At 67.8% G+C, this 16,738-nt stretch carries 13 protein-coding genes and 1 pseudogene; 10 read left to right on the top strand and 4 right to left on the bottom strand.

From position 1 onward, the window contains the following. The first annotated feature begins 294 nt into the window (after nt 1–294). Nucleotides 295–1,215, top strand: a complete 921-nt coding sequence (locus RCH07_RS12540; protein ID WP_326967805.1) for a hypothetical protein — start codon at nt 295–297, stop codon at nt 1,213–1,215. Nucleotides 1,216–1,310: 95 nt separating this feature from the next. On the opposite strand, the gene RCH07_RS12535 is transcribed toward RCH07_RS12540, so the two are convergent. Then, complete coding sequence (locus tag RCH07_RS12535; RefSeq protein ID WP_326967804.1) at nt 1,311–2,291, bottom strand: DNA-3-methyladenine glycosylase family protein; 981 nt, start codon at nt 2,289–2,291, stop codon at nt 1,311–1,313. A gap of 184 nt (nt 2,292–2,475) precedes the next feature. On the opposite strand from RCH07_RS12535, the pseudogene RCH07_RS19310 reads away from it, so the two are divergent. The 7 genes and pseudogenes from RCH07_RS19310 to RCH07_RS12505 form a co-directional block, all read left to right on the top strand. Beyond that, nucleotides 2,476–2,550 (top strand): annotated as a pseudogene (locus RCH07_RS19310) (hypothetical protein); the annotation flags it as partial. A gap of 3 nt (nt 2,551–2,553) precedes the next feature. Next, nucleotides 2,554–2,913: a VOC family protein gene (locus RCH07_RS12530; protein WP_326967803.1), complete on the top strand. Its 360-nt coding sequence runs from the start codon at nt 2,554–2,556 to the stop codon at nt 2,911–2,913. 69 nt (nt 2,914–2,982) lie between these two features. Beyond that, the gene (locus RCH07_RS12525) at nt 2,983–4,368 is read left to right on the top strand and encodes a cystathionine beta-synthase (RefSeq protein WP_326967802.1); all 1,386 of its coding nucleotides are present in this window, start codon (nt 2,983–2,985) and stop codon (nt 4,366–4,368) included. Between the two features lie 57 nt (nt 4,369–4,425). Further along, nucleotides 4,426–5,664, top strand: coding sequence for a cystathionine gamma-synthase (locus RCH07_RS12520; protein WP_326967801.1), 1,239 nt, complete (start codon nt 4,426–4,428; stop codon nt 5,662–5,664). A gap of 6 nt (nt 5,665–5,670) precedes the next feature. After that, nucleotides 5,671–6,948, top strand: a complete 1,278-nt coding sequence (locus RCH07_RS12515; protein WP_326967800.1) for a glycosyltransferase 87 family protein — start codon at nt 5,671–5,673, stop codon at nt 6,946–6,948. Between the two features lie 303 nt (nt 6,949–7,251). Further along, nucleotides 7,252–8,697 carry a glycosyltransferase 87 family protein gene (locus RCH07_RS12510; RefSeq protein ID WP_326967799.1) on the top strand — a complete coding sequence of 482 codons (1,446 nt, stop codon included), beginning with the start codon at nt 7,252–7,254 and terminating at the stop codon, nt 8,695–8,697. Nucleotides 8,698–8,729: 32 nt separating this feature from the next. Continuing rightward, nucleotides 8,730–9,515, top strand: coding sequence for an SDR family oxidoreductase (locus tag RCH07_RS12505; RefSeq protein WP_326967798.1), 786 nt, complete (start codon nt 8,730–8,732; stop codon nt 9,513–9,515). A 54-nt stretch (nt 9,516–9,569) separates the two neighbouring features. Here RCH07_RS12505 and RCH07_RS12500 read toward each other — a convergent pair whose 3' ends face one another. Genes RCH07_RS12500 through RCH07_RS12490 form a run of 3 tightly spaced genes read right to left on the bottom strand, consistent with a single transcriptional unit; the run spans nt 9,570 to nt 12,984 of the window. After that, a complete protein-coding gene (locus RCH07_RS12500) occupies nt 9,570–11,087 on the bottom strand; it encodes an APC family permease (protein ID WP_326967797.1) in 1,518 nt (505 codons plus the stop codon). Then, entirely contained in the window at nt 11,084–12,301 is a 1,218-nt protein-coding gene (locus tag RCH07_RS12495) for a glutathionylspermidine synthase family protein (RefSeq protein ID WP_326967796.1), read from the bottom strand. Before RCH07_RS12495 ends, RCH07_RS12500 begins: the two co-directional genes overlap by 4 nt. A gap of 2 nt (nt 12,302–12,303) precedes the next feature. Continuing rightward, the gene (locus RCH07_RS12490; protein WP_326967795.1) at nt 12,304–12,984 is read right to left on the bottom strand and encodes a Tat pathway signal protein; all 681 of its coding nucleotides are present in this window, start codon (nt 12,982–12,984) and stop codon (nt 12,304–12,306) included. 148 nt (nt 12,985–13,132) lie between these two features. On the opposite strand from RCH07_RS12490, the gene RCH07_RS12485 reads away from it, so the two are divergent. Next, nucleotides 13,133–13,786, top strand: coding sequence for an MOSC domain-containing protein (locus tag RCH07_RS12485; RefSeq protein ID WP_326967794.1), 654 nt, complete (start codon nt 13,133–13,135; stop codon nt 13,784–13,786). 549 nt (nt 13,787–14,335) lie between these two features. Beyond that, nucleotides 14,336–16,552, top strand: coding sequence for a DEAD/DEAH box helicase (locus tag RCH07_RS12480; RefSeq protein ID WP_326967793.1), 2,217 nt, complete (start codon nt 14,336–14,338; stop codon nt 16,550–16,552). Nucleotides 16,553–16,738 lie beyond the last annotated feature (186 nt).

The raw sequence follows: 16,738 nt of genomic DNA, 5'->3' as shown, positions 1-16,738 counted from the left end.
CCAGGGTCGCCGTGGACGATTTTCCGCGGGTCAGCGCCTCCAAGGCCTCACGATCCCCGTCACGCAGGTGAAGTGCCTTTGCCAAATAAACCATGCGTCAAGTCTGACAAAAAATCAGACCCAAAAAAATCACCGACACGCTACACTAGCTCCGGCCTCCAACTGCAACGCGGGGTCACTTATCGCCCATAAAAGGCTCCCGCATGGGCGCTAAGTGACCCCGCGTTGTGGTGATACCGGCGGGCCTGTGGATAACTTCTGCGCCGAGGCTGATCTGCGGTCACAATGGTGCGCATGGTCCGCATTGAGCCTCGCCCCGAAAGCCTCGTCCAGTCGCCGTTCACCGTCTACGAGTCCCGCGCGCTGGGGGTCCCGCCCAAGCGTCTGCGGGCTCTTGACCTGTCCGACGGCGGCCGCCTCATCTATCTGCCCGCCGGCCGGCGCCTGGAGATCACCGAACGTGCCCGCGTCCTGACCGCCGCCACACCCGGCGCCTGGGTATCCCACGACACCGCCGCCGTCCTGACCCGGCTGGGTCTCCCGCCGTGGCTGGGTGACTGTCACAGCATCCACCTCAGCAAGCCGCATGAACTGCCCAGGGTCCGCCGGGCCGGGGTCACCGGCCACCGCGTGCGGTGCATCCCCGGCGAGCTGACCGACGTCGACGGCGTCCCGGTGACCGCGCCGCCCCGGACATGGCTGGACCTGGCCGCAGTGCTGCCGCTCAACTACCTCATCGCCCTGGGCGACCAGATCATCCGCATTCCCCGGCCGGGGCTTGAGCAAAGATCCGAGCCCCACGCCTACAAGGAGGGGCTGCGGCTGCTCATCCGCCAGCATCCCAACATGAAGGGTGTCGAGAAGGCCAGGCTTGCCCTGGACGAGATGCGGGTGGGCGCCGACTCCTTTCCGGAGACATTCCTGCGACTGGCGCTGCTGGAGGCACGCCTGCCCGAGCCGGAGCTGCAAATGCGGCTCGATCCCGATGACACGCGCTCGCCGGCTGCGGACATGGGCTACCGGAAGTTCCGGATCGCTATCCAGTACGACGGCGCCCCCCACCTCACGCTGCAACAGCAGTCCCGGGATATCCGCCGGGACGAGACGTTCCGCAGGGCAGGGTGGGCGTATTTCAAAGCCAACGCCGATGACCTGGCCGACGGCTTCGAAGGCGTCATCGCCCGGATCAAGAGGGTCCGGCCCGGTCGCGCCTGAACCCACTAATCCAACGCGGGGTCACATCGCGCCCATAATGTGGCTCCGGATGGGCCGTAGGTGACCCCGCGTTGCTTCAGAGGGGGCGGGAGGTGCTAGTGGGTGCGGTGGTCCTGGATGGTCATGCAGGGGCCGAAGGTCGGTTTGCGGAAGCCGCTGAGGCCGATCATCCGGACCACGCGCTGCCGGTGCCCGGCCCACGGGGCGAGCAGGCGCAGCATTCCGGCGTCGTCGGTCCGGTGGCCGGTCAGCGCCGCACCCACATACGCCGCCAGATGGTAGTCGCCCACCGAGACCGAGTCCGGGCAGCCGTGCGTGCGCTGCACCACCTCGGCCGCGGTCCACGCACCGATGCCGGGAATGGTCTGCAGCTTCGCGGAGGCCTCCGCGGCCGGGAGCGAGGCGAGCCGTTCCAGCGCGACGGCGGAGCGCAGCGCGCGCATGACGGTCGCGGAGCGCTGGGGCCCCACGCCGGCCTGGTGCCATTCCCAGGACGGGATGCGCAGCCACTGCTCGGGGGTGGGCTGGACCAGCAGATTGGCGGGGGCGATGGTGCCGGCACCCGGGGCGGGCCTCCCGAAGCGGCACACCAGGTAGCGGTAGCCGCGCCGGGCCTCAATGATAGTGACCTTCTGCTCCAGGATGGCGGGCACCAGCGAGTCGATTATGCGGCCGGTGGCGGGCAGCCGCACAGCGGGGTTCCGGCGTCGGGCCGCAACGACCATCCGGGGGAGCGTGGCGTGGAACGCGGGTGCGTCAAAGCCGGACCAGTCATCGTCGGAGCCCAGCAGCCGCGGCACGGAATCGGCGGCGTCGGCGGAGCCCGGACCCCAGGCCTGCACGTCCACGGCAGGGTCTGCGGGCGGACCGGCCGTGGTCAGCCGGAGCGTGGCCGGACCCGACGGTGTGGTGAACGCCAGCCAGAGGCCGTCCGGCGCGGTGCGGATGGACGGATCCCCGTTCCCCCGCAGGAGTGTGCCGACCGTCCGGGACAAATCGAAGGGACCGCCGGGGTGCCAGCGCAGCGAGGTGTCCGCAGCCGCGGCCAAGCCGGCGGGGACGTCTGCAATGGTCATCAGACCATGATTCCACGAAGGCCTGACGCGGCCCGTATCGGCAGGCACCAACATGGGCCGCAGGGCCCTTAAACTGCCGCGCCGCCGGGAGTAGACTCCGGCTGTGGCGCGGACCGCCCGCGCCCTGCCTTGCAGGCCGATCTTTTGGAACATCAGGTGAGCGCAGTGGCCCCAGGAGTAGTACATTTCGAGATCCCCGCCGACGACGAAAACCCGCGCGGGGAAGTTCTACAGCGAAGCGTTCGGCTGGGAAGTCAGTCCCATGCCGGAGATAAATTACGCCATGATGATGACCACACCCACCGACGAGACCGGCATGCCGGCAGAGGCAGGCTCGATCAACGGCGGAATGTTCGTCAGGGAAGGCGAGCTGAGATCACCCGTCGTCGTAGTGGATGTGGAGGACATCGACGAGGCACTGGATAAAATAGGAACCCTCGGCGGGAGCACTGTCCAGGCCAAGCAGGCCGTGATGGACATGGGCTTCGCGGCCTACTTCAGGGACCCGGAAGGCAACGTCCTTGGCCTCTGGCAGAACGCGACCCCGGCGGACGGCCCGGCGGGCAAGCAGAGCGCGGCGGCGGGCGAGGGGGCGGCGGGCAGGAACGACATCGGGGCTTGAGCGCCCCCGTTCCGGCGCCGCGGCGGCCCCCGGCGGCCGCTGGCGGGCGGAGACGGTAACTTTGTACGTATGAAGTACGCCCAGTCCGTTCTGGACCTCATCGGCAATACGCCGCTCGTCAAACTTAACCACGTCACCGACGGCATCGGGGCCACGGTCCTGGTGAAGCTCGAATACCTGAACCCCGGCGGTTCCATCAAGGACCGCATCGCGGTGAAGATGATCGAGGAGGCCGAACGCAGCGGCAGACTCCTGCCCGGCGGAACCATCGTCGAACCCACCTCCGGCAACACCGGCGTCGGGCTGGCCCTCGTGGCCCAGCAGAAGGGCTACCGCTGTATCTTCGTGGTGCCGGACAAAGTCGGCGAGGACAAACGGTCCGTGCTCCGGGCTTACGGCGCCGAGGTGGTGGTGACCCCCACCGCCGTCGCCCCGGACAGCCCGCAGAGCTACTACGGCGTCTCCGACCGGCTGGTCGCGGAGATCCCCGGTGCGTACAAGCCGGACCAGTTCTCCAACCCCGCCGCCCCGGCCAGCCACTACGAATCCACCGGCCCGGAGATCTGGCGCGACACCGACGGCCGCATCACCCACTGCGTGATCAGCGCAGGCACCGGCGGCACCATCACCGGCACCGGACGGTACCTCAAGGAAGTTTCCGCGGGGCGTCCAGTGGCCGACGGCGGCGTGGTCAGGATCATCGGCGCCGACCCGGCAGGCTCGGTCTACTCAGGCGGCACCGGCCGGCCGTACTTCGTCGAAGGCGTCGGCGAGGACATGTGGCCCGCCAACTACGACAAGTCCGTCCCGGACTCCGTCATCGCCGTCACCGACGCCGAGTCCTTCGAGATGACCCGCCGGCTGGCCCGCGAAGAGGGTCTGCTGGTGGGCGGCTCCTCCGGCATGGCCGTCGTGGCCGCACTGCATGTCGCCAAAGACCTCCCGGAAGACGCCGTCGTCGTGGTCATCCTGCCGGACTCCGGCCGCGGCTACCTGGCGAAGATCTTCAACGACCAGTGGATGCGCTCGTACGGCTTCCTCGCCAGCGGTGACGACGCCTCTGTGGGCGAGGTGCTTAAGGCCAAGACCGGCGAACTGCCGGACCTCGTGCATATCCATCCCAACGAGAGCGTCCGCGACGTCATCACCATCATGAACGAGTACGGCGTCTCGCATATCCCCGTGCTGTCCCAGGAGCCCCCCGTGGTGATGGGCGAGGTGCTGGGCGCCGTCGACGAACGCACCCTGACCGCCAAGCTCTTCCGCGGCGAGGCGCAGCTCACGGACAAGATCTCCGAACATATGGAGGCCCGGCTGCCCGTGATCGGCTCGCTCGAATCGATCTCGACGGCCCGCGAACTCCTCTCCGACACCGACACCCTGATGGTGACGTTCGTCGGCGCCCCGGTGGGGATCCTGACCCGCCACGACCTGCTCGCCTACCTCAGCAACTGACCCGGCCACGGGCATGCCGCTGCGGCATGTTCCGGCCGCCGGACGAAAGGACCGCACATGTCTTTGCCAGAAAGCCCTACCTCGAAAACTGCCGGCTTCAACACCCGTGCCGTGCATGCCGGCCAGGCCTTCGAACCGCGCACCGGCGCCGTGGTGCCGCCCGTGCACTTCTCTACCACCTACGCCCAGGAAGCGATCGGCGTGCTGCGCGCCGGCTACGAATACGGCCGCGGCACCAACCCCACCCGTGACTCGCTGCAGGAACAGCTTGCGGCGCTGGAGGGCGGCTCCGCCGCGTTCTCCTTCAGCTCCGGGCTCGCCGCCGAGGACTCGATGATCCGGGCCCTGACCCGTCCGGGCGACCACATTGTGCTCGGCAACGACGCGTACGGCGGCACCTACCGGCTGATCAGCCGGGTCCTGGGGGAGTGGGGCATAGGCAATACCCCGGTGGACATGTCCAATCTTGACGCCGTCGCGGCGGCCGTCGCGGCCGGCGGCGCGGGCGGGGGCGCCGGCGGATCAGGCGCCGGCAAGACCCGGCTTGTGTGGGTGGAGACGCCGTCGAACCCCATGATGAAAATCACCGACATCGAGGCCCTCGCAAAGCTGGCGCACGACGCCGGAGCCCTCCTGGTGGTGGACAACACCTTCGCCTCGCCGTACCTGCAGAACCCGCTGGCCCTTGGGGCCGACGTCGTGGTGCACTCCACCACCAAGTACATCGGCGGGCACTCCGACGTCGTCGGCGGCGCCATCATCGTCAACGATGCAGGCCTGGCCGAGAAGATCGGCTTCGTCCAGTTCGCTGTCGGCGCGGTGTCCGGACCGATGGACGCGTTCCTGACCACCCGCGGACTCAAGACCCTGGGTGTCCGGATGGACCGGCACAGCGGCAACGCCCAGGCCGTGGCCGAGTGGCTGCTGCAGCGCCCCGAGGTCGAAGCCGTGCTGTACCCGGGGCTGCCCTCGCACCCGGGCCACGAGCTGGCCAAAAAGCAGATGAAGAAGTTCGGCGGGATGATCTCGGTACAGTTCAAGGGCGGCGAGGCGGCGGCACGCAAGGTGGCCGAATCGACCTCCGTGTTTACCCTCGCGGAGTCCCTCGGCGGGATCGAATCCCTGATGAATTACCCCTCGGAAATGACGCACGCCTCGGTCAAGGGCACCGAACTGGCCGTACCGGTCAACCTGATCCGGCTCTCCTGCGGCATCGAGGACGTCGAGGACCTCATCGCTGACCTCGAGCACGCGTTCTCGCAGATTGAATCTGCCACCGGCGAGTCAGGCAGCTAAGCACCCGTGACAACCACCACCACGGCCATCACCTCCACCGCCCGCGGCTGGCTTGCGACGGCGGCCGGCGCGCTCGCCGTCGTCGCCGCCCTGGTGGTGCTGTACACCGCTTACATCCCGCTGCTGAACGACTTCGAGGTCTACTTCTACGGCGGCAGCCGGGTGCTTACCACCGGCGAGAGCGGCGTCAACGAACTGTATGCGCCGCGCGACGGCCTCCCCTTCACCTACCCGCCGTTCGCCGCGTTGCTGTTCGCCGCGCTCGCAACCATGGGGCAGGGCGCCGCCGGCCTGGTGTTTATTACGACGGCGCTGCTGGGCGCTGCGATCGTGTCCGCCTGGCTGGTGCGGCACTACTTCCGGCTGGGCACCTGGCGGAACGCCTTCGCGGACTGGCGCTTCCGCTCCGCGGCCCTCACCGGAACCGCCGCGATCCTGCTGCTGGGACCCTGGCGGGATACCTTTGATTTCGGCCAGATCAACATCATCCTGATGGGCCTGATCCTGGCCGACTTCGCGCTCTACACGAAGGTGCGGGCGGGGCGGCTCCGCTGGCCCGCGGGGCTCCTGATCGGAATCGCGGCCGGCATCAAGCTCACCCCGCTCGCCTTCGGACTGTATTTCCTGGTCCGCCGCGACTTCAAGGCCCTCGGCTGGATGGCCGCAGGCTTCTGCGGCTCCATCGCCCTGGCGTGGGCCCTGCTGCCGACGGCCTCGCTGACATTCTGGACCAGGATATTGCCGGACACCGGGCGGATCGGCGGCCCGGCCTATGTGGACAACCTCTCTGTTAAGGGCCTCCTGCTGCACCTGGGCATGCCCGACTCCGGCCTGGCGTCCGTGCTGTGGCTGGTGATCTCCCTGGCCCTCATTGCTGTGGCTGCGCTCGTGATCAAGTGGGCGGTGGACGCCGGCGAGAACTTCGTCGCCGTATCCGCCACCGCCCTGCTGATGCTTCTGATCAGTCCCGTGTCCTGGTCCCACCATTGGGTGTGGATGGCTGTGGCGCTGCCGTCGCTGGGCTTCGCCATTCACCGGGTGCCGTCCCGGGACGGGAAAATGCGGCTGGCCGGCTGGGTCATCGTGGCGTTCAGCGCGGCCTCGTTCTACCTGACGCCGAAGTACCTCGCGGTCATGGCCGGGGCGGACGAGTGGGGCAAGGACCCGCAGACGCAGTGGCAGCTCATCGTGGCAAGCCTGGGCGTGGTGTGCGGCATCGCCATGCTGGTTTACTGGGCCCTGGCCTACCGGCCGACCCGTGCAGGACTGCGCCCGGGAGCGTAGCGCCACCGCTTTTCCTTTCGTAACGCCGCAGGCCCGGCTGTGTCTTCGGGGCCACCGCCGCCGTCATCCGCGGCTACCGCCGGAACGACTCAGGCAAGAGGGAACCGGTTCCGGCCTGGTGCTTCTGTAGGATGGGCTTCGAGGATGGCGCCCAGAGCCCTGGGGTCCTGGTGCCGATGGGCCCGGGCGCCGATGGGCACCTAGAGACCCGGTGGACCAGTTGGACCCATTGGCCCCGGTGGCCAAGGTGGACCCGGACCAGGCGGCCAACCTCGAACCAGCAGTCAATATTGGGGGATACACATGCCACTGCTCGACGCCGTAGACAAACCCGCCGCGACTACGGAGTCCGGGTACTATACCCGGCCCGGGCGGTCCTTAGTCCCCGCGGTCAGACGGCGGATCGCCGGATACTGGCTGCTGCGGCTTTCCACAGCCCTTGCGGTGGGGGCCGCGGCGTTCCTGGTCTGGACCTGGCTCGCGGGCTGGGCCGCGCAGGGTCTTGACTTCAGTGTCTATTGGTACGGCGGCAAGATCCTCAATGACGCCGGGGCGGCGCCGTCGGACCTCTACGGGCCGTCCGTCGCCTGGGCCGGCGGGCCCGGCCTGCCATTCACCTACCCGCCCTTCGCTGCGATGATCTTCGGCCTCTTCGCAAGGCTGCCCCAGCACACCGCGCTCACACTGTTCAACAGCGCAGGCGTCGTCGTCGCAGTCTGGGTGGCGGGCCGCACGGTCCGCTACTGGAACGCAAAGACGGACTGGCGCAGTACCTTCCGCTCCCCGGCCAGCCGCTGGGCCGCCGCCGTCCTGGCTTTGGCCGTCCTTAACCTGGGACCGTGGCGCGAAACCCTGGCTTTTGGCCAGATCAACATCCTGCTCATGGGCCTGATGGCGGCGGACCTCCTGGTGCGGAATCCGCGCTGGAGCAAGGGAATCCCCGGCAGCGGGTTCCTGGTGGGCGTCGCGGCCGGTATTAAGCTGACGCCGCTGGTGTTCGGACTCTATTTCCTGGTGCGCAAGGACTGGCGCGGCCTGCTGAACATGGGTATGGGCTTTGCCTCCACCGTGCTGATCGGCTGGCTGCTGCGTCCGGCCGAATCCCTGCAGTTCTGGCTCGAAATCCTGCCCGACACCTCCCGGATAGGCGGCGCCGGCTACGTCGACAACCTGTCCCTCAAGGGTGCGCTGCTGCACTTCGGCGTTCCGGAAACCTCGGTCACGGTTCCATGGCTGCTGCTGAGCCTGCTGGTGGTGGGGACGGCAGCCGTGACCATCAGGACGGCCAGTCTCCAGGGCTCCCGCGTCGTGGCCATCTCGACGACGGCCCTCACCATGCTGCTGATCAGCCCGGTTTCGTGGTCCCATCACTGGGTCTGGATGGCGGCGGTCCTTCCGGCATTCGCCTGGACTTTGCGCGAAACCCCGCTTCGCTCCCGCGGAACCCGCTGGCTCATGGGCGGGGTGCTGGGCGTCTCCACGCTGGTGTTCCTCTTCTCGCCGAAGACTATCGGCGAAGCCCTGGGCGCGGAGAACCTCGATATCCAGTCTCCCGGGCTTTGGATCATGGCGTCGAGCGCCGGGGTCTTCTGCGCCCTGGCCATCATGGTGTGCTGGCTGGTGGTCCTGCGCCGGGCTCTTCCGTTGCCGGCGGCTGACCTCCGTGGGCGCTGGGTCCGCCCTGGCGCTGAACCGGCCGGCATCCGGGCACCTGCCGCGGGCACACCCCCGGTGGGCTGGTCAGCTTGAGCCTTCCTTCTTCCCAGCCCCCGGAGCCCCCGGTGTCTCCGGCCCAGCCCCCGGCCCAGCGCAAGTCGGCCCAGCACAAGACGGCACTCGTGACCGGCGTGGGCCGGCTGGCGGGAATCGGCGCCGGGATCGCGCGGCGGCTCGCGGCCGACGGCTGGGACCTCGTGCTGACGTACTGGCAGGACTACGACGCCCGGATGCCCTGGGGCGTCCAGCCGGACGACGTCGAACGCCTCACCTTGGAACTCCAGGCCACCGGTGCCGCCGTCGTGGCTCTGCCGGCAGATTTCGAGAACCCTACGGCCGTGGACCGGTTGATGGCCGCGGCGGCGGAGAAGGCCGGGACCCTGCAGGCCCTCGTGCTCAGCCACACCGAATCCGTGGACTCCGGCATCCTGGACACGTCGCTGGGAAGCTTCGAACGGCACTTCGCCGTCAACACCCGCGCCAGCTGGCAGCTGATCGCGGCCTTCGCCCGGCAGGCACCGGCGGAGGGCGGCGCGATTGTGGCCCTCACGAGCGACCACACCGCCTTCAACGTGCCCTATGGTGCGTCCAAGGGTGCGCTTGACCGGATCGTTTTTGCGGCGGCCCGGGAGCTGGGCCCGCTGGGGATCAGCGCCAACGCGCTCAACCCCGGCCCGGTGGACACGGGCTGGATGGACCGGCAGCTGCGCGAAGACCTGGCCCGGCGCCAGCCCGGCGGCCGGCTCGGCACACCCTCGGACGTGGCCGGGACCGTGGCGTTCCTGCTCTCCCCGGCAGGCCGCTGGGTGTCCGGCCAGCTGGTCAAGGCGGACGGCGGCTTCTCGGCATGAGCCGGGCCTGTCGTAACCCTCCAGCGGCATGGCGGGTCCGCCAGGTTCGGCGTGCTACACCGCGGCGCCGGCAGGCTTCCGCTCGACGAAGTAGCCCCGGGTGGAGGGGGCGAAGCGGCACACTGCGGCCAGCACTGCGCCGAACGCAAGCAGCACAACGCCGCTGACGAAGGTCCCGCCGACGCCCAGGATGGTTGTGTCGCCGTAGCCCGGATCCCACATCTGCACCGCGGAGATGCAGAAGGCAGCCGCCAGTGCCAGTGCGCCCAGGAACGGCAGGATCCCGCGGAACCAGAGGTTGCGGGGCGAGCTGCGCAGGGTCCCGCGGAAGTACCAGACGCAGGCGAACCCGGTCATTGCATAGTAGAAGGCGATGAACAGGCTGATGGAGCTGATCGAGTCGGAGAGCAGGTTCTCGCTGACAAGGCTCATCAGCACGTAGTAGCCGATGGCGGCGGCGCCCATCACCTGGGTGGAGAACCCGGGGGTCTGGTGGCGCGGGTGGACCGCGCCGAACTTCGCGGGCAGCGCCCCGTGCACGCCCATCGACAGGGTGCCGCGGGCCGTGGGGAGGATGGTGGTCTGCGTGGAGGAGAGTACCGAGGCCAGGACCGCGACGACGATCAGCCAGCCCCAGGGCCCGAGAACTACGTCCTTCATGGCCAGGAAGATGTCGCCCTTGTTGGCGTCGTTGCCCAGGCCGATCCCTTCCGTGCCGACGGTGGCGTACATCATCACCAGGAGGGCCACGGAAACGTAGATCGCCACCAGCACAAACGCGGAGATGACGGCGCCCCGGCCCGGTGTGGTGGCCGGGTTCTCTGTCTCTTCGTTCACGGCGAGGCAGGTGTCCCAGCCCCAGTAGATGAAGAGCGCCAGCAGCACACCGTGGACGACGGCGCCCGGATCGGCGAAGGCGCCCACCGGATTGAACCACTCAAAGTCGAAAGCCTGGCCGTTGATGGCCCCGGCAGGTGTCCCGCCGACAATCTGGACAACAATCGCGACGGCGAAGATCCCCAGCGAGACGTATTGCACGTAGGTCAGGACCCGCTGGACATGCTCACCGAGACGGATGCCCCGGTAGTTCACCACGGTCATAAAAGCAATGAACAGCACCCCCGTAGCAGTCACCACGACTCTGTTCCCGGCCAGCGAGCCGTCCCCGACCAGCAGCCACAGGTACTGCCCGGCGACCTGGGCCAGGTTGGCCAGCACCACGACGCCGGCCAGCGCCACCCCCCAGCCGCCCAGCCAGCCGGCCCAGGGGCCGAAGGCACGGCGGGCCCAGATGAAGGTGGTCCCGCAGTCCGGCATCGCGCTGTTCAGCTCGCGGAAAGCATAGGCGATGAAAAGCACCGGCACGAAGCCCAGGAGCAGGATCAGGGGCGTGTAGTTTCCGTTCACGGCCACGATCAGGCCCAGGGTGGCCGCGAGCGAGTAGACCGGGGCGGTGGACGCTAGGCCCAGCATCACCGAGTCGCCGAGATCCAGGACTCCGGCGCGTAGCCCTTTGGCAGGGATGGCAGGCTGCCCGCCGGGGCCGCCGGCCGTCGTCGTCCTGGTGCTCATAGTGTGATGCCTGCCTTGCTGGAGTGGACGGTCGAGGGAGGGGGGAGCGGGGCCAGGGAGTCAATGGTGTTTGGCACAAAGCGGCAGAAGTAGTCGGTGATCGGGCCATCGGATTCGCGGATGCCGCAGCCGACGGATTCGCCGTCGACCACCCAGAGCCCCAGCACCGGATGGTTGCCATCGAAATCCGGCAGGGCGTGGAACTGCTGGTAGCACCAGCCTTCGCGGCCGTAGCCGCCGGGCTGTTCGAGGTTGATGCCGGCGGCGTGGATCTTGATGTTGTCCCCTTCGCGGCCGTGCAGCGGCTTGGCCACCCACTCGGTGAGCGGGCCGGGACTGTCCAGATAGGCCGGCAGCAGGTTGGGGTGGTCCGGGTAGAGGTGCCACAGGGCTGCGAGCAGTGCCTTGTTGGAGAGGAGCATTTTCCAGGCGGGCTCCACCCAGCGCGGGTTGTGGGCACGCTGGAGCAGGCGGTGGCCGAACGGCTCCTTCATCATCAGCTCCCAGGGATAAAGCTTGAACATGGTGCTGATGATGAAGTTGTCCAGGTCCACGAAGCGGTTGAGGTTCGGGTCCCAGCCGACGTCGGACATGTTGATTCCGATGGTTGTCCAGCCGCCCTGGCCTGCGACGTCCCGCATGTACGCAGCCGTCATCCAGTCCTCGCCGGATTGCTCCGCTTCGGAATGGGCAATATGGAGGGTGCTCATACCGGTCCTGTACTGCAGTTTCTTCCATTGCCGGATCAGGGCTTCGTGGATGCCGTTCCACTGGTCCTTCCCGGGGAAGACATCCTGCAGCCAGAACCACTGCGCCACCGAGGCCTCAATGAGCCCCGTGGGGGTGTCCGCGTTGTACTCCAGCATCTTGGCCGGGCCGCCCTGGCCGTCGTAGATAAAGTCGAAGCGTCCGTAGACATCCGTGTCACCGGCCTGCAGCGATTCAGCGGCGAGCTCCAGTGCCTGCTGCCCGATTCCGATCGTCCCCATGGCGCCGCTCGCGAGGAACTTTGCCGCTTCCAGGGACATCAGGTGCATTTCCTCCGCGGTCTCTTCGAGCGCCTCCACCTCGTCCATGGTGAACTCGTAGTAGGCGCCTTCGAGCCAGTACTCGACGGTGCTGCCGTCCGGCCGGGCCGTGGTGGAGAAGACCAGGCCCTGCTCTTCTATCCGCTGCTTCCAGTCCGGCCTGGGCTCCGAATTAAGTCGTTTCATGCCTAACCTCCCGTGCTTCCGCCCTTGGAGCTGGATCCGAAGCCACCCCGGCTCACGGTGCCGCCCTTGGAGCTGTACCCCGTCGAGGCCTTCGCTCCTGCCGGGACGGTCCTGGTGTAGCTGGGGTAGCTGGCCCGGTTCTGTCCCAGCGCCGGTACGTTTGCACCGCGGGAGTAGAAGTACCAGGCGTAGACGCCGGAGCCGCGTCCCTCGGTGCTGCTGTTGTTGCATTGGGAGTCATCAACGCGCTCGCCGGTGCCATCGTCGAAGCAGACTTGGGCGTAGTCGGCGTCTTCCTCGTTGCTGGCCACCATCGCGGTGATGGTGCCGGCCAGCAGCGCCGTCACGCCAAGCGCGACCACCACCGTGCGCCGCTGCAAGCGTTTCTTCCGGCCGGGAGCTGACGCCTGTCGCCGCGCACTTTCACGGCTGGAGGGACCAACGGGGGGGACCGGCTGGGCAGGACCGCCCGGAGCCGGGGCGCCCGGGGGCACGGACATATCCGGCTGGCCCAGGAGCTCGGGCCGAAGGGCCGGCCGGGGCACCTGCCAGGGCGGCTGTTGACCTTCAGTGCTCCGGGGCCTCGAGGTGAAGTCCTCCCGGGCAGTTCCCCACGCAGGCGGCGCTTCATCCGTTCTTTCATGGTCCGGCTTCGGTTCCTCCGGATTCTCCTGCTTGTCCATGCTGTCCCCTGCATTCCCCTGGCTTGCGGCCGTAGTGCCGGTGCCAGCCTAACCGCCATCCGTTTCGCCTGCCAGCGAATAGCGGGGCAGCTCTCCGCGTACCGGCCGCAGCGCCCGGCCACGGGGGACACGGGCCTACACTGGTGCCATGGACACCGCATCTCTGCTTGCCGTCTGCCGCGTACACCAGTTGCTCCCGGACCCCGGCAGCGTGGGCGTTACAGCCATCGATAAGCGTCCTGTCGACGGACCTGTGCGGGTGCACAAGCTGGGCCTGCACGGCGACATCCAGGCCAGCAGGATCCACCACGGCGGCGAGGACCAGGCACTCTACGCCTATTCCCAGGACGACGCCGACTACTGGGCCGCGGAGCTGCACCGCGAGCTTCCGCCGGGCGTCTTCGGCGAGAACCTGCGTATCACCGGGATCAGCGCGAGCAACGCGATCATCGGGGAGCGCTGGAAGATCGGACTGGATGTTGAGGTCGAGGTGACCTCGCCCCGCGTACCCTGCGCCACGTTCCAGCGGCGGATGGACGTGCCGCACTGGGTGAAGCGGTTCGGCGAGGCCGGCCGGGTGGGTGCCTACCTCAGGGTGATCAGGACGGGCACCATTCAGGCCGGGGACCACATCCATCGGATCTTTGTCCCCACCCACGGGGTCACCATCGGTCAATGGTTCAGCGATCCCACGGTCGAGGACATGGAGGCGCTGCGGGACGCCGACGCCGACGGCGAGATCCGCCTCCAGCCCGAGTACCACGAATATTTCGAGAAGCTGCAGCGCCGGCTCGGCGTCTAACGGGCATTTTCCTTAGTTCGACAGGGGTCCGGGCGGGGTGGCCGGGCGCGCTGATGCGTCCGGGCTCAGGGACATGCCCCGCGCCGGGGGCAGCGGGTGGGCATAGTGTCATTGTGTCCAGTTCCCGGGTGCGAAGAATGGGCATGTCCCCGCGGCGCAGGGCGGGACGGCCCGTGTGCGCAAGCTCACCGCCGTCGTAAGCCGTTTGGGTTACCTTGCGCGCATCAATGCCTTACACTTGAAACATCCCCCACTCCGGAAATCCCTTATTCCTGCCCAATTCTTGAGGCAGGACTGGCAAGTGTTGGGGCCCGCAAATTGTGATGCGGGCATTTTCATAGGGAGAGCCGGCTAAAGAAAACGCTGTACAGACTGCTGGGATAGCAGCCAAGAGATGCAGCGGGAAGTCCTGCCACGGGATTGCGAAAGCGCCGGACTTCTATGTGACCGGCCGGTCAAAGTATGCCCGGCACTTCCGGTCACGCGTACTGCGGCTCCGCTCACCTCGGGTTGTGCCGCTTGGCCCCTATGGATGAGGAAATTTCACCTATGCCCGAAAATCAGAACAACTCCGTCGATACTGAACTCGCCACCGAGAATAGCCACGTCGACGTCGAGACTTCTGAAACGGCTGCACACGCAGCCGGCTCCGCCCCGGAATTCACCGAGGCTCCTGCCAACGTTGAGGCTCCGGCTGCTGCCGAAGACTCCGCGCAGGCTGACACCACGTCCGCTGACCCCGACACCCAGTCCGCGGACTCCGCCAAGCAGACGGAGTCCGCCAAGCAGGCTGACCCCGCCACGCAGGCTGCGCCGGCCAAGGACCAAGAGCCCGAAGATGACGGTGTCAAGTTCGTTGACCTCGGCATCGACGCCCGTGTTCTTGCCGCCCTGCAGGATGTCGGCTACGAGAAGCCGTCCCCGATCCAGGCAGCAACCATTCCGCTGCTGCTCGAAGGCCGCGACGTCGTGGGCCTGGCCCAGACCGGTACCGGTAAGACTGCAGCATTCGCAGTACCGGCGCTGTCCCGCCTGGCCGAGCTCCACGACCTCAACGGCCCGTCCCGCAAGACCCAGGCGCTGGTTCTTGCACCGACCCGCGAGCTCGCGCTTCAGGTCGCCGAGGCCTTCACCTCCTACGCCAAGCACATCGACGACTTCACCGTCCTCCCGGTGTACGGCGGCTCGGCCTACGGCCCGCAGCTCGCCGGACTGCGCCGCGGCGCCCAGGTTGTTGTCGGTACCCCCGGGCGAGTGATCGACCACATCGCCAAAGGCTCCCTCGACCTGTCCGAACTCCAGTACCTGGTGCTGGATGAGGCTGACGAGATGCTGCGCATGGGCTTCGCCGAAGACGTTGAGCAGATCTTCCAGCAGACCCCCGAGGGCCGCCAGGTTGCACTGTTCTCCGCCACGATGCCGAGCCAGATCCGCCGGCTGTCCAAGCAGTACCTGAACAACCCGGCCGAGGTGCAGGTCAAGTCCAAGACCACCACCGGCGCCAACACCCGCCAGCGCTACCTGCAGGTCATGGGCCCGCACAAGCTCGATGCACTGACCCGCATCCTCGAGGTCGAAGAGTTCGAGGGCGTTATCGCTTTCGTGCGGACCAAGATGGCCACCGAGGATCTGGCCGACAAGCTGCGCTCCCGCGGCTTCCAGGCTGCCGCCATCAATGGCGACATCCCGCAGCAGCAGCGTGAGCGCACGGTCGAGGCGCTGCGCGACGGAAAGATCGACATCCTGGTCGCTACCGACGTCGCGGCCCGCGGCCTTGACGTTGAGCGCGTCAGCCACGTGGTCAACTACGACATTCCGCACGACACCGAGTCCTACGTCCACCGCATCGGCCGCACCGGCCGTGCAGGCCGGTCCGGTGACGCGATCCTGTTCATGACGCCGCGGGAGAAGTACCTGCTGCGCTCCATTGAGAAGGCGACCCGCCAGCCGGTGGAGCAGATGCACCTGCCCACCGCGGAATCGGTCAACACGCTGCGCCTGGGCAAGTTCGCCGAAAAGATCACCGAGACGCTTGCGTCCGAGGATGTTGCGGCGTTCCGCGACCTCATCTCCTCCTACGAGGAAGAGCACAACGTCCCCGCCTCGGAGATCGCTGCCGCACTGGCCGTTATGGCCCAGGGCGGTCAGCCGCTCCTGGTCAAGGAACTGCCTGCGGCTCCTGAGTTCCAGAAGCGCGAGCGGGCTAAGGATGGCTTCGGCTCACGCGGTCCCACCCGCTCGCTGACCGAGGGCAACGCCACCTACCGGATCGCCGTCGGACGCCGTCAGCGCGTTATGCCGGGTTCCATCGTTGGCGCCATTGCCAACGAAGGCGGCATTTCCTCGGCCCAGATCGGCGGCATCGACATTCGTGCGGACCACTCCCTCGTGGAGCTCCCTGCGGACCTGAGCGCCGACCAGCTGAAGGCTCTGTCCCGCACCCGGATCGGCGGCGAGCTGATCCACCTCGAGCTGGACAACGGCCGTTCGCCCGCAAGCGACCGGGGCGGCTACCAGGGCGGCAGCCGCGGCGGCGACCGCGGCGGGTTCTCCGGCGGCAGCGACCGTGGTGGATACTCGGGCGGCGGCGGGAACTTCAAGGGCAATGGTGGCTTCAAGCGCGAGTTCCGCAAGCCCGACGGCGAGCGGTCCTCCGCCGACCGCGGCGGACGCTCGTTCAGCGACCGTGCCGAGCGCGGCGTCGGTACCGACGCGGCCCGCAAGCCCCGCACCGAAGGCGGCTTCAAGCCCCGCAACAAGTGGTAACCACCGCTGCTAGGCACTGAATCACCCTGAGATCGGGCCGGCTCCTAAGCCGGCCCGATCTTGTGTGAGTTCCTTTGGTCACATCCGTGGCCCAGGGGCTCCCGCAGGGCCCAGGCCGGGCATCGGCCTGTGCTTTCTGGACACCCCGGAAGCCCGGGTTTCCGCCGGATTCGGGGCCTTCGTAAG

Source organism: Arthrobacter sp. CG_A4, from assembly GCF_035985125.1.
Classification (GTDB): domain Bacteria; phylum Actinomycetota; class Actinomycetes; order Actinomycetales; family Micrococcaceae; genus Arthrobacter.
The sequence above is the reverse complement of the archived record's forward strand: the minus strand, read 5'-3'. Positions and strand labels throughout refer to the sequence as shown.